Raw genomic sequence first — 22,462 nt, 5'->3', positions numbered from 1 at the left:
TCCCGTACGAGGGCTTCCGGCCGGCACGCCGAGAGCAGGCACCGGACGCCGCTCCGCCACGGGCCGACGTTACCTGCCGCGGCACTAGGCTCAGGCCATGGCTTTGCAGATCAGCGCCACCAACCCGGAGCACCCGGCCGTCCTGTTGGAGCTGCCGTGGCACCTGCCGCTGGAGGAGTGGCCCGAGGAGCATCTCGTCCCTCTGCCCCGGGGCATCTCCCGGCACGTGGTGCGCTACGCCCGCGCGGGCGACGAGGTCGTCGCGGTCAAGGAGCTGGCCCGGCGGCCCGCCCTGCGCGAGTACGAGCTGCTGCGCGACCTGGACCGGCTCGGCATCCCCGCGGTGGACGCGCTCGCCGTGGTCACCGGCCGCACCGGCGCGGCGGGCGGCCCGCTGGAGGCGGTGCTGATCACCCGGCACCTGGGCGGTTCGATGCCGTACCGGTCGATGTTCGAGACGACCATGCGCCCGGCGACCATGCACCGGCTGATGGACGCGCTGGCGGTGCTGCTGGTGCGGCTGCACCTGGCCGGGTTCGCGTGGGGCGACTGCTCGCTGTCCAACACGCTGTTCCGCCGGGACGCCGGCGCCTACGCCGCCTATCTGGTCGACGCCGAGACCGGCGAGCTGCACCCCCGGCTCAGCGACGGCCAGCGCGACTACGACCTGGACCTCGCCCGGGTCAACATCAGCGGCGAGCTGCTCGACCTGGAGGCGTCCGGCGCGCTGCACCCGTCGGTCGACCCGATCGAGTTCGGCACGGAGATCTGCGCCCGCTACCACGGCCTGTGGCGGGAGCTGACCCGCACCTCGGTCTACCCGGCGGGCAAGTACCACTACATAGAGCGCCGGATACGCCGCCTGAACGACCTCGGCTTCGACGTGGCCGAGATGCAGATCGAGCACTCCTCCAACGGCGACACCGTCACCTTCGTGCCGAAGGTGGTCGACGCCGGCCACCACCAGCGCCAGCTGCTGCGGCTGACCGGGCTGGACACCGAGGAGAACCAGGCCCGGCGGCTGCTGAACGACCTGGAGAGCTGGATGGCCACCCAGGACGACCACGCGCCGGGCGACCCCCTGACCGCCCGCCCGGAAGTGCTCGCCCACCGCTGGGTGCGGGAGGTGTTCCGGCCGACCGTGCGCGCCGTGCCGCCCGGGCTGCGCGGCGCGATGGACCCGGCCGAGATCTACCACCAGCTGCTCGAACACCGCTGGTACCTGTCCGAGCGGGCACAGCACGACATCGGCCTCGACACGGCCGTCGAGGACTACGTGAAGAACATCCTGCCGGGTCTCCCCCAGACCGCCGGCGCACAGACCCCGGGCGCAAAGCCCCCGGGCGCACCGGCGTCCGAGTGAGTCAGGCGGGCGGGACGACCGCCACCGGGCACTCCGCATGGTGCAGGACGCCGTGCGCCACCGAGCCGATCCGCGCTCCCACGGCCGTCCGCCGTGCCCGGCGGCCGACGACCATCAGCTGGGCGCGACCGGCCAGCGACAGCAGGACCTGGCCCGCGCTGCCCATCTCCACGTGCTCCACCACCGGCACGTCCGGGAACCGCTCCCGCCACGGCTGCACCGCGTCGGCCAGCGCCTTCTCCTCGTACGGCACCGGCCCGCCCGCCTCGTCGAGCAGCTTCAGCGAGCCGGGGCTGTAGGCGAAGACCGGCGGCAGCGTCCAGGCCCGTACCGCCCGCACCGTCGCCCCGCGCGCGGCCGCCGTCTCGAAGGCGAACCCCAGCGCGGCGGCGCTGTCGCCCGCGTCGCCCTGCTGCCCGACGACGATCTCCCGGCCGTCCGCCTCGGCGGTGGCGCGGTCCCCGGAGCGGACCAGCACCACCGGGCGCCGCGTCCCGGCGATCACCTGCTGCCCCACCGAGCCGAGCAGGAAGCCCACGACCCGGCCGTGGCCGCGGGAGCCCAGCACCAGCATCTCGGACTGGGCCGCCGCGGCGGCCAGCGCGTCGACGACGTCGCCCTCGACGATGTCGGTGGTCACCTCCAGGCCGCCGTACCGCCCGCTGACGGTGCGCACGCCCGCGTCGACGGCGTCGCGCACCCAGCCCGCCTGCGTCGGCCGGTCGCCCCCCAGCGCCTCGTGCGCCTCGTACCGCCAGGCGTGCACCACCCGCAGCGCCCGGTCGCGCCGGACCGCCTCGCGGCCCGCCCAGGCCAGCGCGGCGAGGCTCTCCTCCGATCCGTCCACCCCTGCGGTGATCGGGCGCGTCATCCGGCTGCCTCCTCGTGTCGCGTGCACATCCGTCACGTGCAGTCTTCCCCACGCGGCCGGTCCGGGCCGCACGGACATCACCGGTGCGCGGAGCGGGAGGGCGCGGCGGGGCGATCGAACATACGATGGCCGCAGCCGGCGCGGTGACCACGGGGCTGCCGTGCCCTGACAGCGAAGGCTCGGGGTGGGAGACGAATGGCACAGGCTGCCGAGGCGGCGCGGACCGTCATCATGACCGTCGACGACGATCCGGGGGTGTCCCGGGCCGTCGCCCGGGACCTGCGACGGCGCTACGGCGCGTCGTACCGGATCGTGCGCGCGGAGTCCGGCGAGTCCGCGTTGCAGGCACTGCGCGAGCTGAAGCTGCGGGGCGACCTGGTGGCGGTGATCCTGGCCGACTACCGCATGCCGCAGATGAACGGCATCGAGTTCCTGGAGCAGGCCCTCGACGTGTATCCGGGCGCGCGACGGGTGCTGCTGACCGCGTACGCGGACACCAACGCGGCGATCGACGCGATCAACGTGGTGGACCTCGACCACTACCTGCTCAAGCCGTGGGACCCGCCCGAGGAGAAGCTCTACCCCGTCCTGGACGATCTGCTGGAGGCGTGGCGGCGCAGCGACCACCGTCCCGTGCCCAGCACGAAGGTCGTCGGGCACCGCTGGTCGGCGCGCTCCGCGGACGTACGGGAGTTCCTCGCCCGCAACCAGGTGCCCTACCGCTGGTACTCGGCCGACGAGCCCGAGGGACGGCGGCTGCTGGCCGCCGCCGGGGCGGACGGGCAGCGGCTGCCCCTGGTGGTCACGCCGGACGGCGCGCCGCTGGTCGAGCCGGAGGCCCCCGAACTCGCCGCCCGCGTGGGGCTGGCCACGACACCCACCGCCGACTTCTACGACCTGGTGGTGATCGGCGGCGGCCCGGCCGGGCTGGGCGCGGCCGTGTACGGGGCGTCGGAGGGGCTGCGCACGGTGCTCGTGGAGCGGTCGGCGACCGGCGGGCAGGCCGGGCAGAGCTCCCGCATCGAGAACTACCTGGGTTTCCCCGACGGCGTGTCGGGCGCCCAGCTCACCGACCGGGCGCGGCGGCAGGCGGCGAAGTTCGGCGCCGAGATGCTGACCACGCGGGAGGTGACGGGGCTGGAGGTCAACGGCGCCGCCCGGGTGGTGCGGTTCTCCGACGGCTCGGCGGTCGCCGCGCACAGCGTGATCCTGGCGACCGGGGTGTCGTACCGGCAGCTGCCGGCGCCCGGCTGTGCGGACCTCACCGGCTGCGGGGTGTTCTACGGGTCGGCGCTGACGGAGGCGGCGGCCTGCGAGGGCCACGACGTGTACATCGTCGGCGGCGCCAACTCGGCCGGGCAGGCGGCGATGCACCTGGCCCGGGGCGCCAAGTCGGTGACGCTGCTGGTGCGCGGCGCGTCGCTGTCCGCCTCGATGTCCCACTACCTGATCCAGCAGATCGAGCAGGCGCCGAACATCTCGGTGCGCTGCGGCACGGTCGTCGAGGCCGCGCACGGCTCGGACCACCTGGAGCGGCTGACCCTGCGGGACGTGGCCACCGGCGACACCGAACAGGTCGACGCGCAGTGGCTGTTCGTCTTCATCGGCGCGGCCCCGCTGACCGACTGGCTGGACGGGACGGTGGTGCGCGACGGGCGCGGGTTCATCCTGGCCGGGCCCGACCTGACGCCCGACGGGCGGCCCCCGGCGGGCTGGGAGCTGGACCGGCCGCCCTACCACCTGGAGACCAGCGTGCCCGGCGTCTTCGTGGCGGGCGACGCTCGCGCCGAGTCCGCCAAGCGCGTCGCCTCCGCCGTCGGGGAGGGCGCCATGGCCGTCATGCTCGTCCACCGGTACCTGGAGCAGTCGTGAGCGGCCGTCTGCTGCCGTGCGACGCCACGGAGATCGGCTCGCTGTTCCTGTTCGAGAAGCTCACCCCCGAGCAGCTCGGACGGCTCTGCGCGCAGGGGCGGGTGGAGCGGTTCGAGCCGGGGCCGGTCTACACCGAGGGTGAGCCCGCCACCTGCTTCTACGTGATGCTGGAGGGCACGCTCGTGCTGTACCGGCGGGTCGGCACGGACGACGTGGAGGTCACCCGGACCGCGCAGCGCGGGGTGTACGCCGGGGCCATGCAGGCGTACATCGGCGACCGGGTCCGGCAGGTCTACAACAACTCGATGCGGGTGACCGAGCCGACCCGCTTCTTCGTGCTGCCCGCCGACACGTTCGCGAGCATCATGCAGGAGTGGTTCCCGATGGCGGTCCACCTCCTGGAGGGGCTGTTCTTCGGTGCGAAGAACACCCAGCGGTTGATCGGCCAGCGGGAACGGCTGCTGGCGCTCGGCTCGTTGTCGGCGGGGCTGACGCACGAGCTGAACAACCCGGCGGCGGCTGCCGTACGGGCGACCGCGACGCTGCGCGAGCGGGTGGCGAAGATGCGGCACAAGCTCGGCGTGATCTCCGCGGGACCGTATGCGCGGGAGGCGCTGGCGGAGCTGATCGAGATCCAGGAGCGCACCGCGGAACTCGTCGGCAAGGCGCCCGCGCTCAGCCCGCTGGAGGCCTCGGACCGGGAGGACGCCGTCAGCGACTGGCTCGACGACCACGGCATCCCCGACGGCTGGCGGCTCGCGCCCACCTTCGTGCAGGCCGGCCTCGACCTGGACTGGCTGGACCAGGTCGCCGCGGCCGTGGACGAGGAGACGCTGCCGGGCGCGATCGGATGGCTCAACTACACGGTCGAGACCGAGCTGCTGATGGACGAGATCCAGGACTGCACCACCCGGATCTCGCACCTGGTGGACGCGGCGAAGCAGTACTCGCAACTCGACCGCGCCCCCTACCGCATGGCCGACGTGCACGAACTCCTCGACAGCACCCTGCTGATGCTGTCGGGCAAGATCGGCCGGCACATCGAGGTCGTCAAGGACTACGACCGTACGCTCCCGAAGGTCCCCGCCTACCCGGCGGAGCTCAACCAGGTGTGGACCAACCTGATCGACAACGCCGTGGCCGCGATCGGCAGCGGGGGCGGCGCGGGGGTGCTGACGGTGCGCACGGGGCTCGACCACGACCGGCTGCTGGTGGAGTTCCGCGACACCGGCCCCGGCGTGCCGCCGGAGATCCGGGACCGCATCTTCGACCCCTTCTTCACCACCAAGCCGGTGGGCGAGGGCACCGGGCTCGGGCTGGACATCTCCTGGCGGATCGTGGTCAACAAGCACCACGGCAGCCTCCTGGTGGAGTCCGTGCCGGGCGACACGCGGTTCCAGGTGCTGCTTCCGCTCACCGCCACCGAGGACGAGACGGCCCCCGAGGAGTCGGCGTGACCAGTGACATCAGCGGTATCGACCCGAGTGTCCCGCCCAGCGGCAACGGGTGCGCGGAGTGCGACGAGGCCGGCGGATGGTGGTTCCACCTGCGGCGCTGCGCCCAGTGCGGGCACGTCGGCTGCTGCGACTCCTCGCCCGCGAAGCACGCCACCGCGCACCACGAGGCCACGGGGCATCCGGTGATGCGGAGTTTCGAGCCGGGTGAGCAGTGGTTCTGGAACTTCGCGACGCAGGAGATGTACGAGGCCGGGCCCGAACTCGCGCCACCGGTGAGCCATCCGGCGGACCAGCCGTCGCCCGGGCCGGCCGGCCGGGTACCCGCGGACTGGGCTCGGACGCTGCGGGGCTGAACGCCGGGGGCGGGAGCGGGGCGCGTGCCGACGAGGGCGGATCCGCCGTGCGACCGGCCGCGCGGCTGCCCGCGCCCTGACGCGGCGGGCGTGGTCGTCCCCCACAGGGGAGCGGCGTGGTCGCCCGCGGGACGAGGCGGGTGCGGGGCGCGTGCCGACGAGGGCGGACGCCGTGCGGCCGGCCGCGCCCTGACACGGCGGGCCTGGTCGCCCGCCGTGACGCCGGTGCGGGCCTGCCCGCCGCGACGCCGGTGCGAGCCTGCCCGCCGCGACACCAGTGCGAGCCTGCCCGCCGCGACGCCGGTGCGGTCGGCGCCGTTGCCGCTGTGAGGGCATGAGCGGGTGGGGCGGCGCGGCCACCGGCGCGCCGCCTCGGGGAACCGCCGCGCACCGGTGCGCGTTGTCCGGGCGACACCCCCGACCTCCGACCACCACGACGACCGCACCAGCAGGGTGGCACCATGAGCGAGTTGGCCGCGGGAGGCAACCTGCCGCTCCCGGGCGGCGCCCTGACCGTGCGGGTTCCCGGCCCCTTCGACGTGTCCGCGCTCATCACCGACGACAGCGGCACGGTCGGCGGTGACGGCGACTTCGTGTTCTACAACCAGCCGGCCGCCCCGGGCGTCGCCCTGCGCGGCGACGCGCTGACCGTCGACCCGCCGCGGCTGCGCCCCGGAGCCACCCGTGTCACCGTCGTCGTCAGCGGCGCGGACCCCGGCACCCCGCTGGGCCGCCTCCCGGTGCCGACGCTGTTCGTCACCGGCCCGGACGGCCGCCACCTGGCCCGGTTCACGCCCTCGCGCCCCGGGCAGGAGACGGTGCTCCTCCTCGCCGAGCTGTACCGGCGCGGACCGGGCTGGAAGGTGCGTGCGCTGGGACAGGGCTACGCCGACGGACTCGCCGGTCTGGCCCGCGACTTCGGCGTCGACGTCACGGACGAGGACACGCCCGCCACCACGCCGGGCCCTCCGCGGACCGTCAGAACCCAAGCCGCGGCCGCGACGGACGTGCCCGGGCCCCCGGCCGCCGATCGGTCGGCCGGCATCCCCAGGCCCGCACCCGCCGGCTCCACCGCCCGCCCGCCCCGCACTGCGGCCGCTACCACCGGACCGGACCTTCCCGGCCCCGCACCCGCCGCCCCCGCCACACGCCCCCCACGTCCGCCGAACCCCCCTCCCCTCCCCCCGTCCGCCCCCGACCCCCACGGCCTCCTCGCCCTCGTCAACCCGGCCCGCGAGCGCGCCGGTGCACCACCCGTCCTGCTCGACGCCCGGCTCACCGCGGCCGCCCGGCAGCACGCCACCGCCATGGCGGCCGAGGACCGGCTCGGTGTGGAGGGCCGCGACGGCGTCTCCGTGCACCGGCGCGTCACCGCGGCCGGATACACGTACCTCACCATCGGCGAGCATCTGGTCTCCGGCCCGCGTACGCCCGCCGAGTTCATCGACCACTGCCTGCGCACGGACGGCCTCCGCCGCACCCTGACGGACCCGTCGTTCACGCACGCCGGGGTGGCCCGCGCCGACGCCCCCCGCGGGACCACGTACTGGACGGCGCTGTGGGCCGCACCGCTCACCCCGGCGGGCCTGTCCCGCACGGCGGCCGACGTCATCGACCTCACCAACCGCGCCCGCGCCCGCGCCGGCCTGCCGCCCCTGGCCTCCGACCCGGTGCTGACCAGGGCCGCGCAGGCGCACAGCGCCGACATGGTGGCCCGCGACTTCTCCTCGCACACCGCCCCCGACGGCAGCCGGCCCTGGGACCGGGCCGCGGCCGCCGGCTCCGCCCGCCGGTCGATCGGCGAGAACATCGCCTGCGGCCAGCGCTCCCCCGCCGACGTGGTGACCGGCTGGCTGAACAGCCCCGGCCACCGCGCCAACATCCTCAGGCCCGGCTTCACGCACATCGGCGTCGGATTCGCCGGCGGCGGCCGGGCGGGGACGTACTGGACACAGCTCTTCGGCGGTGACTGAGCGTCGGGGAACGGGCCCACCGCCCGCAGTCCGGGCAGGCGAGGTTGGCAGAGCGGCGCAGACCGGACAGGATGCCCGCATGAAGGGTGACCTCTTTTCCAGCGAGCACATGGTCCGGCCCGCCCAGGCGCCGGGCATGACGGTCGAGAACGCCAAGTGCATCAAGTACGCGGTCGACGGCGAGATGCTGGCCCGGCAGGGCGCGATGATCGCCTACCGCGGCAACCTCGCGTTCGAGCGCAAGGGCCAGGGCGTGGGCGGCATGCTCAAGCGCGCGGTCACCGGCGAGGGACTGCCCCTGATGGCGGTGCGCGGCCAGGGTGAGGCCTGGTTCGCGCACGAGGCGCAGAACTGCTTCCTCGTCGAGGTCGAGCCCGGCGACGAGTTCACCGTCAACGGCCGCAACGTCCTCTGCTTCGACGCCTCGCTGTCGTACCGGATCGCCACCGTGAAGGGGGCCGGCGTCACCGGCGGCGGGCTGTTCAACAGCGTGTTCAGCGGGCAGGGCAGACTCGGCCTGGTGTGCGACGGCAACCCGCTCGTCATCCCCGTCTCCGCGCAGTACCCGGTGTACGTCGACACGGACGCGGTCGTCGGCTGGACCGCCGGCCTGCAGACGTCCCTGCACCGCTCGCAGTCCATCGGCTCGATGCTGCGCGGCGGGTCAGGGGAGGCCGTCCAGCTCGTGCTCCAGGGTGAGGGGCACGTGGTCGTCCGGCCGAGCGAGGTGACGCAGCACAAGGCCCAGCAGCACTGAGCACGCCGGGAAAGCCCTCGCGACTGACGGAACGCCAGAAGTGCGGCGCGGGGCCGACGCATGCCCCGCGCGGTGACCACACTCCGCGGCGCACCGCGTACCTCTGGGACAGGTGAGGGCCAGGCGTTCGGCGAGGACGACCACGGGCACCCGCGCCGGCCCCCGGTTGCGCCGCACGTACACCACCGACCTGCACGCCGCCATCCCGGCGGGCGGCAGCCGGGTCCTGCTCGCCGGGAGGAACCTGACCGTGGTCACGGTCGCGGTGGCCGCCCCCCTGCGCTGGACGACCAGGGCCGGGCCGGGGACTGGGACGTGGCCGGGAACCGCCGGGCCCGGGACGCCTTCCTGCGCGCCTTCCGGCCGGGCGGCGACCGATGACGCCCACCCCACCGGCCCCTTCCCGACCGTTTCTGTGCCGTTTCCGCTCGCCGCACGCGGAAACTCGCGCTCTATGGTGCAAATCGGATACACGATGATGACCGAGCAGGCGGGCCCCCGTGACCTGGTGGACCACGTCGTGCGGGCCGAGGAGGCGGGGTTCGACTTCTCGGTGACCTCGGACCACTACTTCCCGTGGCTGCGCTCGCAGGGTCACTCGCCGTACGCCTGGAGCGTGCTGGGCGCGGCGGCCCAGGCGACGCGACGCATCCCGCTGATGACCTACGTGACCTGCCCGACCTTCCGCTACCACCCGGCGGTGGTGGCGCAGAAGGCGGCGACCATGCAGTTGCTGTCGCAGGGCCGCTTCCGGCTGGGTCTGGGATCGGGCGAGAACCTCAACGAGCACGTGGTGGGCGGCGGCTGGCCGTCCGTCGACGTGCGCCACGAGATGCTGGAGGAAGCGGTCGAGATCATCCGGGCGCTCTTCGCGGGCGGTCATGTCAACCATCGCGGCACGCACTTCGACGTGGAGTCGGCCCGGCTGTGGGACCTGCCCGACGAGCCGCCGCAGCTCGGAGTCGCCGTGTCCGGCGAGCGCTCCTGCGCGCTGGCGGGCCGGCTGGCCGACCTCGTCATCGCCACCGAACCCGAGGCGGGCCTGCTGGAGGCCTTCGACCGGCACGGCGGCACGGGCAAGCCGCGCGTGGGCCAGCTGCCGGTCTGCTACGACACCGACCGGGACGCGGCGGTGCAGCGGGCGCACGCGCAGTTCCGCTGGTTCGGCAGTGGCTGGAAGGTCAACTCCGAGCTGCCGCACCCGGACGCGTTCGAGTCGGCCACCCGGTTCGTCTCCCCCGACGACGTCGCCGGGTCGATCCCGTGCGGCGACGACCCGGAGGACTTCGTGGCGGCCGTCCGTCCGTACGCCGAGGCCGGGTTCACGGAGATCGCCCTGGTGCAGATCGGCGGGGACTCGCAGCCGGAGTACCTGGACTGGTCGGCGAAGACCCTGCTGCCGGCGCTGCGTGACGCCCTCGGCTGACCGGCCCCGCACACGGCACCGGATAAACACCCGCACGACTGAGCATCACGCGCGAGACGGGGGTACTAGAGGTCTCTACGACCGTTCTCCTCGGAGGCCCCCTCGTGAACCCCCAAGTGCACAAGACGTTGGTCATGCAGCTCCAGGCGGGCGCCACGGACCGGTTCCCGGTGCTCGCCCACCTCAGCTACGACGCCGACGACCCGTTCGCCGTGACGGCGGTGTTCAGTCACGACGGACATGTCCTGGCCCAGTGGCGGCTGGACCGCGAGATGGTGCTGGACGGCCTGCGGCGACCCGTCGGCATGGGCGACGTGCGGTTCCGCCCGGAGTCGACGGGGGTGTGGGAGGAACTGCGCATGGAGTTCCTCGGCGACGCCCGGTCCGACGGCGAACGCCACCACGCGGTGGTGTTCGCCTGGGCCCCGGCCGTCGAGGCGTTCCTGCGCCAGACCCATGAGGTCGTCGCGCCCGGGAGCGAGCGGATCCAGGTCGACGACTTCCTGGCCGAGGTCATCGCCGAGGGCTGACCGCGCTGCCGGGTGCCGAGCGGCCGACCCGGTGCCCGATCACCGTGCCGGGCAGCGCACATCGGTCCGCGTCCCGGCGCCCGGGTGCGAGTTGAGTAGCCGTACTCATGCCGCGGTCGGACGGCGACGCCACGATGGGGGCTGCCACGAAGAGGAGAGCGCCCATGTCCGCTGTCAGCCCCGCTCCACGACCGCTCCCGCCGCAGTCCGGCGCCCGTCGGGGCCGGCGTCTGCCCCTGCTGCTCGCCGGGTCCGTGGTCGCCGCGCTGGCGGTCTCCGCGTGGGAGCCGCACGACCGGGCGACCTGGTTCCTGGAGACGGTGTGGGTGATCGCCGGGCTGCCGCTGCTCTTCCTGACCTGGCGCCGGTTCCCGATGACCGGCCTGCTGTGCTGCCTCCTCGCCGCGCACGCGCTGGTCCTGGTGGTGGGCGGCCACTACACGTACGCGCAGGTGCCGCTCGGCGACTGGGTGCGCGACACCCTCGGCCTGGAGCGCAACCCCTACGACCGCTTCGGCCACCTGATGCAGGGTTTCGTACCCGCGATCCTGGTACGGGAGTTGCTCGTGCGCACCTCGCCGCTGCGCGGGAGCCGCTGGCTGGCGCCGCTGACCGTGTGCGCCTGCCTCGCCTTCAGCGCGGTCTTCGAGATGCTGGAGTGGGCGGCTGCCGTGATCGGAGGGGAGGCGGCGGACGCCTTCCTGGCCACACAGGGCGATGTGTGGGACACGCAGTGGGACATGTTCTGCGCCCTCGTCGGCGCCACCGCCTCGCTCCTCCTGCTCAGCCGGCTCCACGACCGGCACCTGCGCGCGCCGGCGCGTCAGTGACCCGTGTAGCGGCTCCGGCGCGTCAGTGACTCGTGTAGCGGCGCCGGGTCCAGATCGGCAGCACGAACCAGCACAGCACGTACCACACGACGATTCCCGTGACCAGCCACGGCACGTACGGGTCGTGGGTCGCCACCCGCAGGATCAGCAGCAGGGAGCAGACCATGGTGGCGAGCAGCAGGATCAGGCCCACCACGGTCAGCCGGGAGGCCCACGTCACCGCCTGCGGTTTCACCCGGCGGCCGGAGACGAGGCGGTGCAGGGACACCGGCCCTATCAGCGCGCCGGTCGCCGCCGCCCCGAGGACCACGGTCACGATGTAGATCCGCCGGTCCGTGTCCGACAGGTCCGTGAAGGTCGGGGTGAAGACGACGGTCAGCAGGAAGCCGAACAGGATCTGGACGCCCATCTGCGCGACACGGACCTCCTGGATGAGCTCGACCCACATGCGGTCGGCTCTCTCCTCCTCGGTCTCGTTGCGCCCCCTGGGCCGGTGCACACTGCTTTCCGCGGTCGACACGGTTCCTCCCGGTGAGAATGGCCAAAAGTCCGTTCTCACCGGGTGCCCCGTGAAGCGCACCGCTACCAGCGAGTTTCGACCTGGTGCTCGATTCGGCCGCGGTAGAGCTCCTCGATCGCGGTGAGCGTGGCCTCGGGCAGGGCGGGCAGCGCGGCGGCGGCCGCGTTGGCGCGGGCCTGCGCCGCGGAGCGGGCGCCGGGGATCACGGTGGTGACACCGGGCTGCTGGACGATCCAGCGCAGGGCGAGCTGGGCCGGGGTGTACCCCTCGGGGGCGAGGGCGGAGAACTCGGCGGCGGCCTCGACTCCGGTGGCGTAGTCCACACCGGAGAAGGTCTCGCCCTGGTCGAACGCCTCGCCGTGCCGGTTGTAGGTGCGGTGGTCGTTCTCCGGGAAGAGGGTGTCCTTGGTGTACTTGCCGGACAGCAGGCCCGAGGCCAGCGGCACCCGGGCGATGATGCCGACGCCGGCCTCCCGGGCGGCGGGCAGCACCTCGCGCAGCGGCTTCATCCGGAACGGGTTGAGGATGATCTGCACGCTCGCCACGTTCGGCCGGGCGATCGCGGTGAGCGCCTCGGCGCAGGTCTCCACGCTCACCCCGTACGCCGCGACGCGCTCCTCCTCGACCAGGGTGTCGAGGGCGTCGAAGACCTCGTCCGAGGAGTAGACGGGCGTGGGCGGGCAGTGCAGCTGCACCAGGTCGATGCGGTCGACGCCGAGGTTGCGCCGGGACCGGTCGTTCCAGACGCGGAAGTTGTCCAGGACGTAGTTGGCGGGGATCTGCTCGACCCGGCGGCCCATCTTGGTCGCGACCAGGACGTGCAGGTCCGGCCGGCCGCCGAGGAACGCGGCGATGGTCTGCTCGCTGCGCCCGTCGCCGTACACGTCGGCGGTGTCGAAGAAGGTCACCCCCGACTCGGCCGCCGCCTCCAGGACCGCCAGGGCCTCCTTGTCGTCGACGTCCCCCCAGTCGGCGCCCAGTTGCCAGGTGCCGAGCCCGACGACCGACGCATGCTGACCCGACCTGCCGAATCCACGCTGTTCCATGACGTCAGTCTGTCACCTGTCACCGGCGTGGGCGGCAGCGGCCACCGTGGCCCCCTCCGGACGTTCCGTCACTCACACGAGTGATCGAACGCGGCAGGTGAACGACACGCGGCCGCATCGTCCCAGCGTGAACACGTGACCGATGGCCCGGCCGAAGAACCCGCCCCCTGGACCCGCCGCGGCTTCCTGCGCACCGCCGCCGCGCTGTCCGCCGCCCCCGCCGTGCCGGCGGCCGGTCCGGCGGCCGCCGCGGCGGAGTTGCCCGGCTTCCCCGCCGACGTCGACCTGTACCGGACGGGGTACCGGAACTGGTCCGGCGAGATCACCGCCACCGGCCTGTGGGCCTGCGCGCCGGCCGGCCCGCGGCAGGCGGTCGACGTCGTCAACTGGGCCCGGCGGCAGGGCCGGCGGGTCCGCGCCCGGGGCGCCGCGCACGGCTGGTCCCCGCTGACCGTCCCCGAGGGGACGCCTCCCGACCCGCCCGTCCTCCTGGTCGACACCGCCCGGCACCTCACCGGCCTCGCCCTCGACGGTGCCTCGGCCGTGCGCGCCGGCGCCGGGGTCACGACGGAGGCGCTGCTGACGTATCTGGAGGACCACGGGCTCGGTCTCACGGCCGTGCCCGCCCCCGGCAACCTCACGCTGGGCGGCGCCCTGGCCGTCGACGGGCACGGCGCGGCCGTCCCGGCGCGGGGCGAGCAGCGGCTGCCGGGGCACACGTACGGGTCGCTGAGCAATCTGGTGCTGTCGCTCACCGCGGTGGTCTGGGACGAGGGCAGCGACGCCTACGTGCTGCGCACCTTCCGGCGTGACGAGGCCGACTGCGCGGCGCTGCTCACGCATCTCGGGCGGGCGCTGGTGACCGAGGCCGTCCTGCGGGTGGGTGCCGGCACCACCCTGCGGTGCGTCAGCCGCGTCGACATCCCGGCGGGCGAGTTGTTCGCGGCGCCCGGCTCCGGGGGGCGGACGTTCGAGAGCTTCCTCGACGCGTCGGGACGGGTGGAGACCATCTGGTTCGCCTTCACCGAGCGTCCGTGGCTGAAGGTGTGGAGCGTGTCACCGACGCGGCCGCTGACCTCACGGCGGGTGTCGTCGCCGTACAACTACCCCTTCTCGGACAGTGTTCCGGAACCGGTCGCGGACCTCGTCGGGCGGATCGTGGCGGAGGGCGCGCCTGGTCGCTGGCGCCGGTGCTGGGCGCCCTGCAGTACGACGTGGCCGCGCTCGGGCTGGTGACCACGGCGTCCGGCGACATCTGGGGGCCGTCGAAGAACACCCTGCTGTACCTGAGGCCGGCCACCCTCCGGGTGCACGCCAACGGGTACGCGGTGCTCACCTCGCGGGGCGGGTCCAGCGGGTCGTCCACGAGTTCACCGCCTTCTACCGGGAGTTGCTGACGGCGCACGCCGCGCGGGGCCGGTTCCCGGTCAACGGTTCCGTGGAGATCCGGGTGACCGGCCTGGACGACCCCGCCGACGCCGGACTGGCCGGGGCGCGGGCCCCGTCGCTGTCGGCGGTGCGGCCGGTGGAGGCCGCCCCGAGTGGGACGTGGCGGTGTGGCTGGACGTGCCGACGCTGCCGGGGACGCCGTACGCGGCGGCGTTCCTGCGCGAGCTGGAGCAGTTCCTGTTCGGCCGGTACGACGGCCGGTCCGAGGGCGGGCACGCGCTCGCCCGGGTCGAGTGGTCCAAGGGCTGGGCGTACACCGAGACGGAGGCGTGGCAGGACGCGGACGTGATCGGCACGGCGGTGCCCGCCTCCTTCGGGGACGGCGGGTGGGGGCGGGCGGCCGGTGTCCTGGACCGGCTCGACCCGCACCGCGTGTCAGCAACGCGTTCCTGCGGCGGCTGCTGGGCTGAGACACCCCCTACGGGGTGCGGCCGTGGGCCGCGCGGGCGAGCTTGGGGCCCAGCCAGCGCTTGAACCGGCGCAGGGTCTCCAGTTGCCCGGCCGCGCGGTCGAGCCGGTAGTACAGCTGCGGCGGGACGTACGGCAGCAGGGGCGAGTGCCGCTGGCCCAGCAGGGCGAACATGCGCTCGGGCGGCAGGTGGATGTAGCGCGGCAGGTCCTCGTACCACTGGGCGCTGTGGCGGGCGGCGCTCTGCGCGGGCAGCAGGGCCGACATGCGCTCTCGTTCGTAGCGGGCGAGGGCCTGCGGGAGGGCTGCGTGCTCGCGCAGGGCGGCGGCCAGGACGATGGCGTCCTCCAGGGCGAGGGTGGTGCCGGCGCCGATCGAGTAGTGCGTGGTGTGGGCGGCGTCGCCGACCAGGACGAGGTTGCCGCGGTACCAGGTGCGGTTGGTGAGGGTGCGGAAGGTCAGCCACTGGGCGCCGCCCCGGGCCGAGGCGCCGCCGATCAGCCGGTGGCCGTCCAGGACGGTGGCGAAGAGCTGCTCCAGCAGGGTGAGCGCCTCGGCCTCGTCCGCGCGGTCCAGGCCCAGGCCGGTGAGGGTCTCCGGGGCGCACTCGACGACGCAGGTGCTGCGCCCGCCGTCGAACGGGTAGCCGTAGCACCAGATCCAGCCGTGCCCGGTCTCGACGAAGGCGAAGGTGAAGGCGTCGAAGACCTTGGTGGTGCCGAGCCAGATGTAGCGGTTGCGGCCGGTCGTGACCTCCGTGCCGAAGTGGCCGGCGTGCCGGGCGCGCAGGACGCTGCCCACGCCGTCGGCGGCCACGACCAGGTCGGCGGCGGGCAGCCGGTCGGGGCCGACCTCGTGCTCGTGGGCCACGTGGACGCCGAGGGCGCGGGCCCGGTCGGTGAGGATCTCCAGGAGCCGGTGGCGCCCGATGCCGTGGCCCTGGTCGCCGCGGTGACGCGTGGTCAGGTCCCGGACGTGGGCGACGCCCTCGTCCCAGCGCACGGAGTGCGCGTCGAGGGCGCGGGCGGACTCGGGGTCGTGCTCGTGGAGCCGGTCGAGCAGTCCGCGCCAGTACGTCACGCCCCAGCCGTAGGTCGAACCCTCGGCGTCGCGTTCGTGGACGGTGACGTCATGGGCCGGGTCCTGCCGCTTGAGCAGGATCGCGAGATACAGGCCGGCGGGCCCGCCACCGACGCAGACGACCTTCACGCACCCTCCCGGTAACCACACAGAGCGACCATAATGCGACGCAGGGTAGCAGTCCGGATACCGTTGTGATCACCTCCGCGATCGCGCCGGTTCTCCCCGCTCCCGGGCGGCCCGACAGGCCTGCGGGGCCGTCGATCGAACGGCGCGCCGACAGCGTCCACCGAACCCCCGAAGGTCCGCATGCCGGAACTCACCCGTCGCGGTCCCCTCACCACCGCGGCCGTCGGCACCGCCTGCGTCGTCGCCTCCGCCCGCGGCGGCCGGCGCCGCCCCCGCCTCCCGGCCGTCCCGGCGGACGCGGCCGGGCACGTGCACGGCCACCCACCAGCCGGCCGCGTCACCAACCCGTCCGGACAGCACGCCCGGCGCCCCGGCGACCGGGGCGCCGGAGCGGGCGCGGGTCACCTGCGCGCCCCCGACGGCGCTCCCGCGGTGGCGGGCGCCTCCACCACCTCCACGTCGCCGGCGCGGACGTACGCGAGCCGGTGGCCGAACTGGATCTCGTAGAACTCCTCGTCGCCCTGCACCACCCGGAAGGTGCCGGAGGAGCCCGACTTGTCGACATGGGAACCGGTGACGCGGTCCTGTGTCACATAGCGCTGGCCCGCGAGCAGGCCGTACGGCAGCGGCGACTCGTCCTGCACCGGTACGTCGTCGGGGTAGGCCTCCGGCTCCGGGAGGGCACGCCCGTACACCGGGATCTCGTCGAGGCCGTCCTTCGGGGTCACCATCCGGCCGGTCGTGGCGACGGCCGTCGGGCGCGTCCGGGGGTTCTTGAACCACGCCCGGCCGCCCTGGTACCAGATCGCCGTCCAGTCGCCGCGGCGTCCGGCGACGGCGAAGGCCTGGCCGGCCGAGACCCGCGATCCCAGGTCGTTGACGTCCTCGGTGGAGGGTTCGCCGTCCGGGCGGCGGCCGGGGTCCTGGACCAGCGGGGCGTCGTCGCGCGGCTCGGTGTGCAGCCGGACGGCGCTGGAGCCGTGCGGCGCGCACGGGACCCCGCTCGTCGCGCATCCGGTGAACAGCGGCCTGTGGGTGGTGTAGTCGGGCAGCATCAGCACCATGGCGCCGTCCGCCCCGGCGGTGCCGCGCAGCGGCGCGCCGAGCAGCTCGAAGTAGTGCTGCCAGTCCCAGAAGGGGCCGGGGTCGTCGTGCATGTGGGGGATGGTGACCCCCATGGGGGACGGCACGTTGTCGTGGCCGAAGATGTGCTGCCGGTCCAGCGGGATGTCGTACTTCCTGGCCAGGTAGCGGACCAGGCGGGCCGAGGCCTGGTACATCTGCTCGGTGTACCAGGTGTCGGGCTGGGCGAGGATCCCCTCGTGCTCGATGCCGATCGAGCGGGCGTTGACGTACTGGCTGCCGGAGTGCCGGGCCGCGTCCTCGGTCCTGACGTGCTGGACGACGTGGCCGTCGCGGGAGCGGACCGAGTAGTGCCACGACACCTCGTAGGGGTCCTGGACCGTCTTGAGCATCGCCGGCAGGGGTCCCTCGGTGTCGTGGATGACGATGTACTCGATCTTCTGGTCCCGGGGACGTTCCGCCTCGTCGTAGTTGCCGTACGCGCCGTCGCCGATCTCCACGTGCGGGGCCCTGACCCAGGAGCAGGACAGCTCCGGCGGGCACTCGACGTCCTTCGGCCGCCCGGGGTCGTGCGGACGGGCCCGCACCCCGGGGCTGGCGGGGAGGGTGAGGCGCTGGCCCGTGTCCGTGGTGCGGCGGGCACCGCGCCGGATCACGGAGAAGACGTCGTGCGCGAACGTGTTCGCCGACACGCCGTCACCCGTGCCGGGGAACCGGGCCACCGCTTCCCACCAGTCCGCCGGGTCGGCGCTGAGCGGCTTGCCCAGCTCGCGCTGCGTGGCCGCCAGCAGCGCCGCGCCGCCGCGCACGTTGGCGGCGGGGTCGGTGCGCAACTGCTCCACCGGGGCCCCGATGAGGCGGGCGGCGCGCTGCAGGTCGGCCGGCTGCGCGGTGCGGCTGCGCCGGGGGTCGGGCGGGCGCGGGGAGGACTGGGGACCCGCGAGCCGCCGGACGCCCGCGCCGGGCAGCGCGCCCTGGATGTGGGGCGCGTCCACCAGGTGCATCGGCCCGTAGCCGCCGGCCACGCTCGGCGCGCCCCGGTGGGAGTCCCACCGGGACTGCTGGTAGGCGACGCCCATCAGCACGCTGCGCGGCACGCCGTACTCGGCCGCGGCCGCGGTGAAGACGTCCTGCAGGCGCCGTTCGTCCGCCGCGGCGCTCCCGGCCGCCGGGCCCGTGTCGGCGGACGGCACGCTCAGCAGGGTGACCAGCAGCGGGACCTGGAGGGCCAGCGACGCTGTCACGCAGACGACCCGGCGGCGGCGCCGGCGTACGGCGGCGGGGACACGGGCGGCGGCGGGTTCGGTCATAGCAAGGGCCTCCAGCGGTGCTCGGCGCGACCAGGACTGGCGGAGTTGCTCTCCACGTCACCCCTCGTACGCTTCCGTGCCCGCAGCGCCACGTCGCGCCAAGCGTCACCGGGCTGGACCAGCCGCCCGCCACAGGCCACCCGGTCAGCGGCAGGGCCTCAGGCCCCGGCGGCAACCGGCCGCGGGGCGCGCACCGGGCGGTACGGACCGGTGCGGCGCGTCCGGGACACGTCCGGCGCGGCACGACCGTTGGGACACGTCCGGCGCGGCACGACCGGTGCCGGTCGCGGGCGCGGCGTCAGGACAGCACCGGGTCCACCTGCCAGTCCGGATGCCCGGGCATGGGCGGCGTCCGCTCCCCGTACAGCCACGCGTCCAGGAACGGCGCGAGGTCCTCGCCCGCCACCCGGGACGCGAGCCGGACGAAGTCCCGGGTACCGGCCACCCGGCCCCGGTACGTCGTCACCCAGGCCCGTTCGATCTTTTCGAACACCTCCTCGCCGACCTTCTCCCGCAGGGCGTAGAGCACCAGCGCCGAGCCGTCGTACCGCATCACCGTGAACAGGGTCGGCTCGGCCGGCTCGGCGGGCGCCCCGGCGTCGCGCCGCCACTGGTCGTGCTGCTCGTAGGCGGCCCGCATGGCGTCCTCCAGGCCGGGGCCGCCGTGCGCGTCGGAGTAGAGACGCTCGTAGAACCGGGCGTGCCCCTCGCTCAGCCACAGGTCGGACCAGCGCCGGATGGCGACGCTGTTGCCGGTCCACTGGTGCACCAGCTCGTGCACGAGGTCGCGTTCGGCCCGCACCCGGTCGCCCAGCAGGACGGCCCGCGGCACCACGGACAGCGACTGCGTCTCCAGCGCGACCGGCAGGTCGGTGTCCCCGACCAGCACGCCGTAGCGGCGGAACGGGTACGGGCCGAGCCGCCGCTCCAGCCAGGCCAGGTGCCCGGCGGTGCGCGACCGGTGGTCCTCGGTGTCGCCGACCAGGCCGTCCGGGACCACGTCGCGCACGGGCAGTCCGCGGGGACCGGTGCTGTCGGCGAACGTGAATCTGCCGATGGCCAGCTGGACGAGCTGGGCCGCGACCGGGTGCTCGGAGTCGTACGTCCACCGGATCCGGCCGCCGGGACGCCCGGCACGCTCGACGAGCCGGCCGTTGGCCACCGCCGTCAGGCCCGGCGGGGTGGTGATGCGGAAGGTGACCGGCGCCCGCAGGCTGGGGTGGTCGTTCACCGGGAAGATCATCTTGGCGCCGTTGGGCTGGGCGCACACCACGGTGCCGTCGGGCGTCGGCCCCCAGCCGTACACCCGGATCGCGTCGTCGCGCTCCCGTTGCTGGGTGGGGTCGGCGGTGTAGTCGACGTGCACCGTGAACGCGCCGCCCTCGCGGATCGGCCGCGCGGGGGTGACCACGAGTTCGTCGCCGTCGCGGACGGCCTTCGCCCGTTCCCCGTCGACGGTGACCTGCCGCAGGGTGTTGCCCGCGAAGTCGAGGTGGAAGCGGGACAGGGCCTGGGTGGCGGTGGCGTCGATGGTGGCGCCGGCGGGGAAGGGCGTCCGGGGCGCGCGCCAGTCGAAGGCGAGCGTGTAACGGCGGACGGTGTAGCCGCCGTTGCCGTCGAGCGGCAGGAGCGGGTCGCCGACGCCCGGCGCGCCCGGTGACGGGACCGGGCCGGACGCGGCGCCCGACGGGCCGGCGGCGGGCGTGCCGCGCTGCGCGGCGGGGCGCTGGTCCCCGAAGGGGAGCGGGCCCGCGAGAAGGGCGGCGCACAGGAGCCCGGCGGCGCACAGGAGGGCGGCGGCCAGGGCGCCACGGGGGCGCCGGGGTCGGGCCGCGCCCGGGGGGCGGGTGCTCGTCGCCGTCACCGCGGCGCCCGCGGGACGGCTCGGCTGCCGGTGGGGCTGATCTCCATGGGCTGCACTATGCCAGCAAGATCCCGGTAAATCCGTTTATATACGCACCCACTCCATCCGTGCGGACTACACCGTCGCCGGAACGCATCAAAGAAGGTTGCAGGCCTCCTCAGTGACATCCCTCACACTCCCGGCGGGCATCAACGTGGCTCGGTAGTACATCGCCCCGGGTCGATATAGCCGGACTTGCCGCCCGGAACCAGACAAACAGCGCGCCCGGTCCGACGCCGTGCGTCCGGCGCGGCCGCCGCGTTCCACCCGCCCGGCATGCGCACCGCGTTGAGGGGGCGTCAGGCGCCGCGGCGGTCGCCGGAAGCCGGGCGTGCACACCCACGCGCCCGGTTCAAGGGCCTTCGGCGTCTACGAGGACGGGTAGGAGTGGTGCCCGTTGCCGCCTGCTCACGCCCCTTTTAACAATGACGACCTCAGAAGACGTCACCGCAGGTCAGGCGCGGCATTCAGGCCGCGTCGGCCACCGGGGGCGACCCGCGACGACCGAGCGAGGTCCCATGAGGAAGCACCGCAGGAAGACGCGTCATCGGCACATAGCCGTCGCCGCCGTCACCCTCAGCGCGCTGGCCGTACCGTCCGCCGCCATGGCCTGCCTGAACGACGAGGGCACCCAGACCGCCGGGGCGGGCGCGCCCCACCGCCAGTGGCAGCACTGGACGCACGCCTCCGACGCGCGCCACGTCACCGTGCCGGGCCCGGCGGCGGGCGCCGGGAGCGGCGCGCCCACCGCCACGACCCCGGGCACGCCGGCCACCACGGCACCGAGCGCCCCCGCCACCACGGCACCGGGCACCTCCGGCCCGGCGGCCCCGGACTCCAGCGCCGTGAACCGGGTGGTGGCGCTGGTGAACAGCGAGCGCGGCAAGGCCGGTTGCTCGCCCGTGCAGCTGAACGCCAAGCTCACCCAGGCCGCGCAGGCGCACAGCGCCGACATGGCGAGCCACCGCACCATGTCGCACACGGGCTCCGACGGTTCGGACCCCGGCCGGCGGATCACGGAAGCCGGGTACGTCTGGAGCACGTACGGCGAGAACGTCGCCCACGGGTACAGCACCCCCGAGCAGGTCATGGCGGGCTGGATGTCCAGCGCCGGCCACAAGCGCAACATCCTGAACTGCGCCTTCCAGGAGATAGGTGTCGGTCTCGCGCAGCCCGGCAACTACTGGACGCAGGACTTCGGCACCGCCCGCTGAGGCACCGCCCGCCGGCCCCCCTCCCCCGCCCGCTGCCGCCCCAGGACCCGTTCCGGGGCGGCAGCGGCATGTCGCGCCACCCGTCGTACCGTCCTGCCGCCGGGCGTGCCCGACCCACCGTCAGGCGGCCTTGCGCAGCTGAATACAGGTGTTTGTACGGCTATGCATCCGATTTCAACGATTTCCGGAATAGGCCCGTTTCGAGATGCCGCGTCAGGCCTGCCGGACTAACGTCTAGTGATGAAAGCCGCGAACCGGGGCACACCCCGGCCGGCAGGTTCCTGCACAGCGAGGACCGCGACCGTAGCGCCGCCCGCGTGACACAGCGCGGGATCCAGCGGCGCCGGCGGCCGAGAGGTGCTTCCCACCTTTATGCGGCGACGCCCATGACCGTGCCGCACGCTTCACCAGTTGCGGCCGCGGCCATCCATCTCGTGCGTGGAAGCTGCGCGAGACGATGGAAGGAAAGGTACAGCCATGCGATCACTTCGCGCGAGGCGTCTCATCGCGGCGTCTGCCACCACCGTTCTGATGGCGGGCGGCGCAGCGATCGGCACAGCGGGCACGGCTTCGGCCGGTGCCCAGACCGGCCACGACAAGCACTACAGCAAGGACTGCCACGACAACCGCTGGTGGGACGACTGCGACGGCAAGGACCACGGCGACTACCGCGGGTACCACGATCGCGATCACGACGACCACGACGGCTGGGGCGGCAAGGGCCACGACAACGGCCACGACAACGATCACGACGGCCGGGGTGGCAACGGCCACGGCAACGGCCACGACGGCCGGGGTGGCAACGGCCACGGCAATGGCCACGGCAACGGCCACCACTGACAGTCGCAGCGATCACCACACGGTGCGCGGCTCCCGCTCGGGGGCCG

The 22,462-nt window shown here is 74.0% G+C and carries 17 protein-coding genes and 1 pseudogene; 12 read left to right on the top strand and 6 right to left on the bottom strand.

Going from position 1 to position 22,462, the window contains the following annotated elements:
* Positions 1-97 precede the first annotated feature (97 nt).
* Positions 98-1,363, top strand: a complete 1,266-nt coding sequence (locus tag ACFF45_RS15180; protein WP_381346549.1) for a DUF4032 domain-containing protein — start codon at positions 98-100, stop codon at positions 1,361-1,363.
* Position 1,364: 1 nt separating this feature from the next.
* Here the strand turns inward: ACFF45_RS15180 and ACFF45_RS15175 are convergent, their stop codons facing one another.
* The gene (locus tag ACFF45_RS15175) at positions 1,365-2,234 is read right to left on the bottom strand and encodes a universal stress protein (RefSeq protein WP_381346548.1); all 870 of its coding nucleotides are present in this window, start codon (positions 2,232-2,234) and stop codon (positions 1,365-1,367) included.
* A gap of 195 nt (positions 2,235-2,429) precedes the next feature.
* Here ACFF45_RS15175 and ACFF45_RS15170 point away from each other — a divergent pair, with 195 nt between their 5' ends.
* The 8 genes from ACFF45_RS15170 to ACFF45_RS15135 all read left to right on the top strand — a co-directional run bounded on the left by ACFF45_RS15170 (position 2,430) and on the right by ACFF45_RS15135 (position 11,432).
* Positions 2,430-4,106, top strand: coding sequence for an NAD(P)/FAD-dependent oxidoreductase (locus ACFF45_RS15170; protein ID WP_381346547.1), 1,677 nt, complete (start codon positions 2,430-2,432; stop codon positions 4,104-4,106).
* Positions 4,103-5,563 (top strand): ATP-binding protein, encoded by a 1,461-nt coding sequence (locus tag ACFF45_RS15165; RefSeq protein ID WP_381346546.1) that lies wholly within the window; start codon positions 4,103-4,105, stop codon positions 5,561-5,563. Before ACFF45_RS15170 ends, ACFF45_RS15165 begins: the two co-directional genes overlap by 4 nt.
* Complete coding sequence (locus tag ACFF45_RS15160) at positions 5,560-5,916, top strand: UBP-type zinc finger domain-containing protein (RefSeq protein ID WP_381346545.1); 357 nt, start codon at positions 5,560-5,562, stop codon at positions 5,914-5,916. Before ACFF45_RS15165 ends, ACFF45_RS15160 begins: the two co-directional genes overlap by 4 nt.
* A gap of 461 nt (positions 5,917-6,377) precedes the next feature.
* A complete protein-coding gene (locus ACFF45_RS15155) occupies positions 6,378-7,889 on the top strand; it encodes a CAP domain-containing protein (protein ID WP_381346544.1) in 1,512 nt (503 codons plus the stop codon).
* A gap of 79 nt (positions 7,890-7,968) precedes the next feature.
* Positions 7,969-8,646, top strand: a complete 678-nt coding sequence (locus ACFF45_RS15150; protein WP_381346543.1) for an AIM24 family protein — start codon at positions 7,969-7,971, stop codon at positions 8,644-8,646.
* Positions 8,647-9,100: 454 nt separating this feature from the next.
* Entirely contained in the window at positions 9,101-10,072 is a 972-nt protein-coding gene (locus tag ACFF45_RS15145; protein WP_381346542.1) for an LLM class F420-dependent oxidoreductase, read from the top strand.
* A gap of 104 nt (positions 10,073-10,176) precedes the next feature.
* Entirely contained in the window at positions 10,177-10,602 is a 426-nt protein-coding gene (locus tag ACFF45_RS15140; protein WP_381346541.1) for an SsgA family sporulation/cell division regulator, read from the top strand.
* 164 nt (positions 10,603-10,766) lie between these two features.
* On the top strand, positions 10,767-11,432 hold the full coding sequence (locus tag ACFF45_RS15135; protein WP_381346540.1) for a DUF2238 domain-containing protein: 666 nt from the start codon (positions 10,767-10,769) through the stop codon (positions 11,430-11,432).
* A 22-nt stretch (positions 11,433-11,454) separates the two neighbouring features.
* On the opposite strand, the gene ACFF45_RS15130 is transcribed toward ACFF45_RS15135, so the two are convergent.
* Entirely contained in the window at positions 11,455-11,952 is a 498-nt protein-coding gene (locus ACFF45_RS15130) for a DUF6328 family protein (RefSeq protein ID WP_381346539.1), read from the bottom strand.
* A 62-nt stretch (positions 11,953-12,014) separates the two neighbouring features.
* The gene (locus ACFF45_RS15125; protein WP_381346538.1) at positions 12,015-12,998 is read right to left on the bottom strand and encodes an aldo/keto reductase; all 984 of its coding nucleotides are present in this window, start codon (positions 12,996-12,998) and stop codon (positions 12,015-12,017) included.
* A 135-nt stretch (positions 12,999-13,133) separates the two neighbouring features.
* Here ACFF45_RS15125 and ACFF45_RS15120 point away from each other — a divergent pair.
* A pseudogene (locus ACFF45_RS15120) lies at positions 13,134-14,857 on the top strand (cholesterol oxidase substrate-binding domain-containing protein).
* Between the two features lie 8 nt (positions 14,858-14,865).
* Here the strand turns inward: ACFF45_RS15120 and ACFF45_RS15115 are convergent.
* The 3 genes from ACFF45_RS15115 to ACFF45_RS15105 form a co-directional block, all read right to left on the bottom strand.
* Positions 14,866-16,065, bottom strand: coding sequence for an FAD-dependent monooxygenase (locus ACFF45_RS15115; RefSeq protein ID WP_381346537.1), 1,200 nt, complete (start codon positions 16,063-16,065; stop codon positions 14,866-14,868).
* 401 nt (positions 16,066-16,466) lie between these two features.
* Positions 16,467-18,458 carry an N-acetylmuramoyl-L-alanine amidase gene (locus ACFF45_RS15110; RefSeq protein WP_381346536.1) on the bottom strand — a complete coding sequence of 664 codons (1,992 nt, stop codon included), beginning with the start codon at positions 18,456-18,458 and terminating at the stop codon, positions 16,467-16,469.
* A 298-nt stretch (positions 18,459-18,756) separates the two neighbouring features.
* The gene (locus tag ACFF45_RS15105; protein ID WP_381346535.1) at positions 18,757-20,322 is read right to left on the bottom strand and encodes a M1 family metallopeptidase; all 1,566 of its coding nucleotides are present in this window, start codon (positions 20,320-20,322) and stop codon (positions 18,757-18,759) included.
* 557 nt (positions 20,323-20,879) lie between these two features.
* Here ACFF45_RS15105 and ACFF45_RS15100 point away from each other — a divergent pair.
* Entirely contained in the window at positions 20,880-21,575 is a 696-nt protein-coding gene (locus tag ACFF45_RS15100) for a CAP domain-containing protein (RefSeq protein ID WP_381346534.1), read from the top strand.
* 477 nt (positions 21,576-22,052) lie between these two features.
* Positions 22,053-22,415, top strand: coding sequence for a hypothetical protein (locus tag ACFF45_RS15095; RefSeq protein ID WP_381346533.1), 363 nt, complete (start codon positions 22,053-22,055; stop codon positions 22,413-22,415).
* Positions 22,416-22,462 lie beyond the last annotated feature (47 nt).

Origin of the sequence: Streptomyces cinereospinus, from assembly GCF_042430725.1 — a bacterium.
Classification (GTDB): Bacteria; Actinomycetota; Actinomycetes; order Streptomycetales; family Streptomycetaceae; genus Streptomyces; species Streptomyces cinereospinus.
This window is presented reverse-complemented; position numbering and strand designations above follow the sequence as displayed.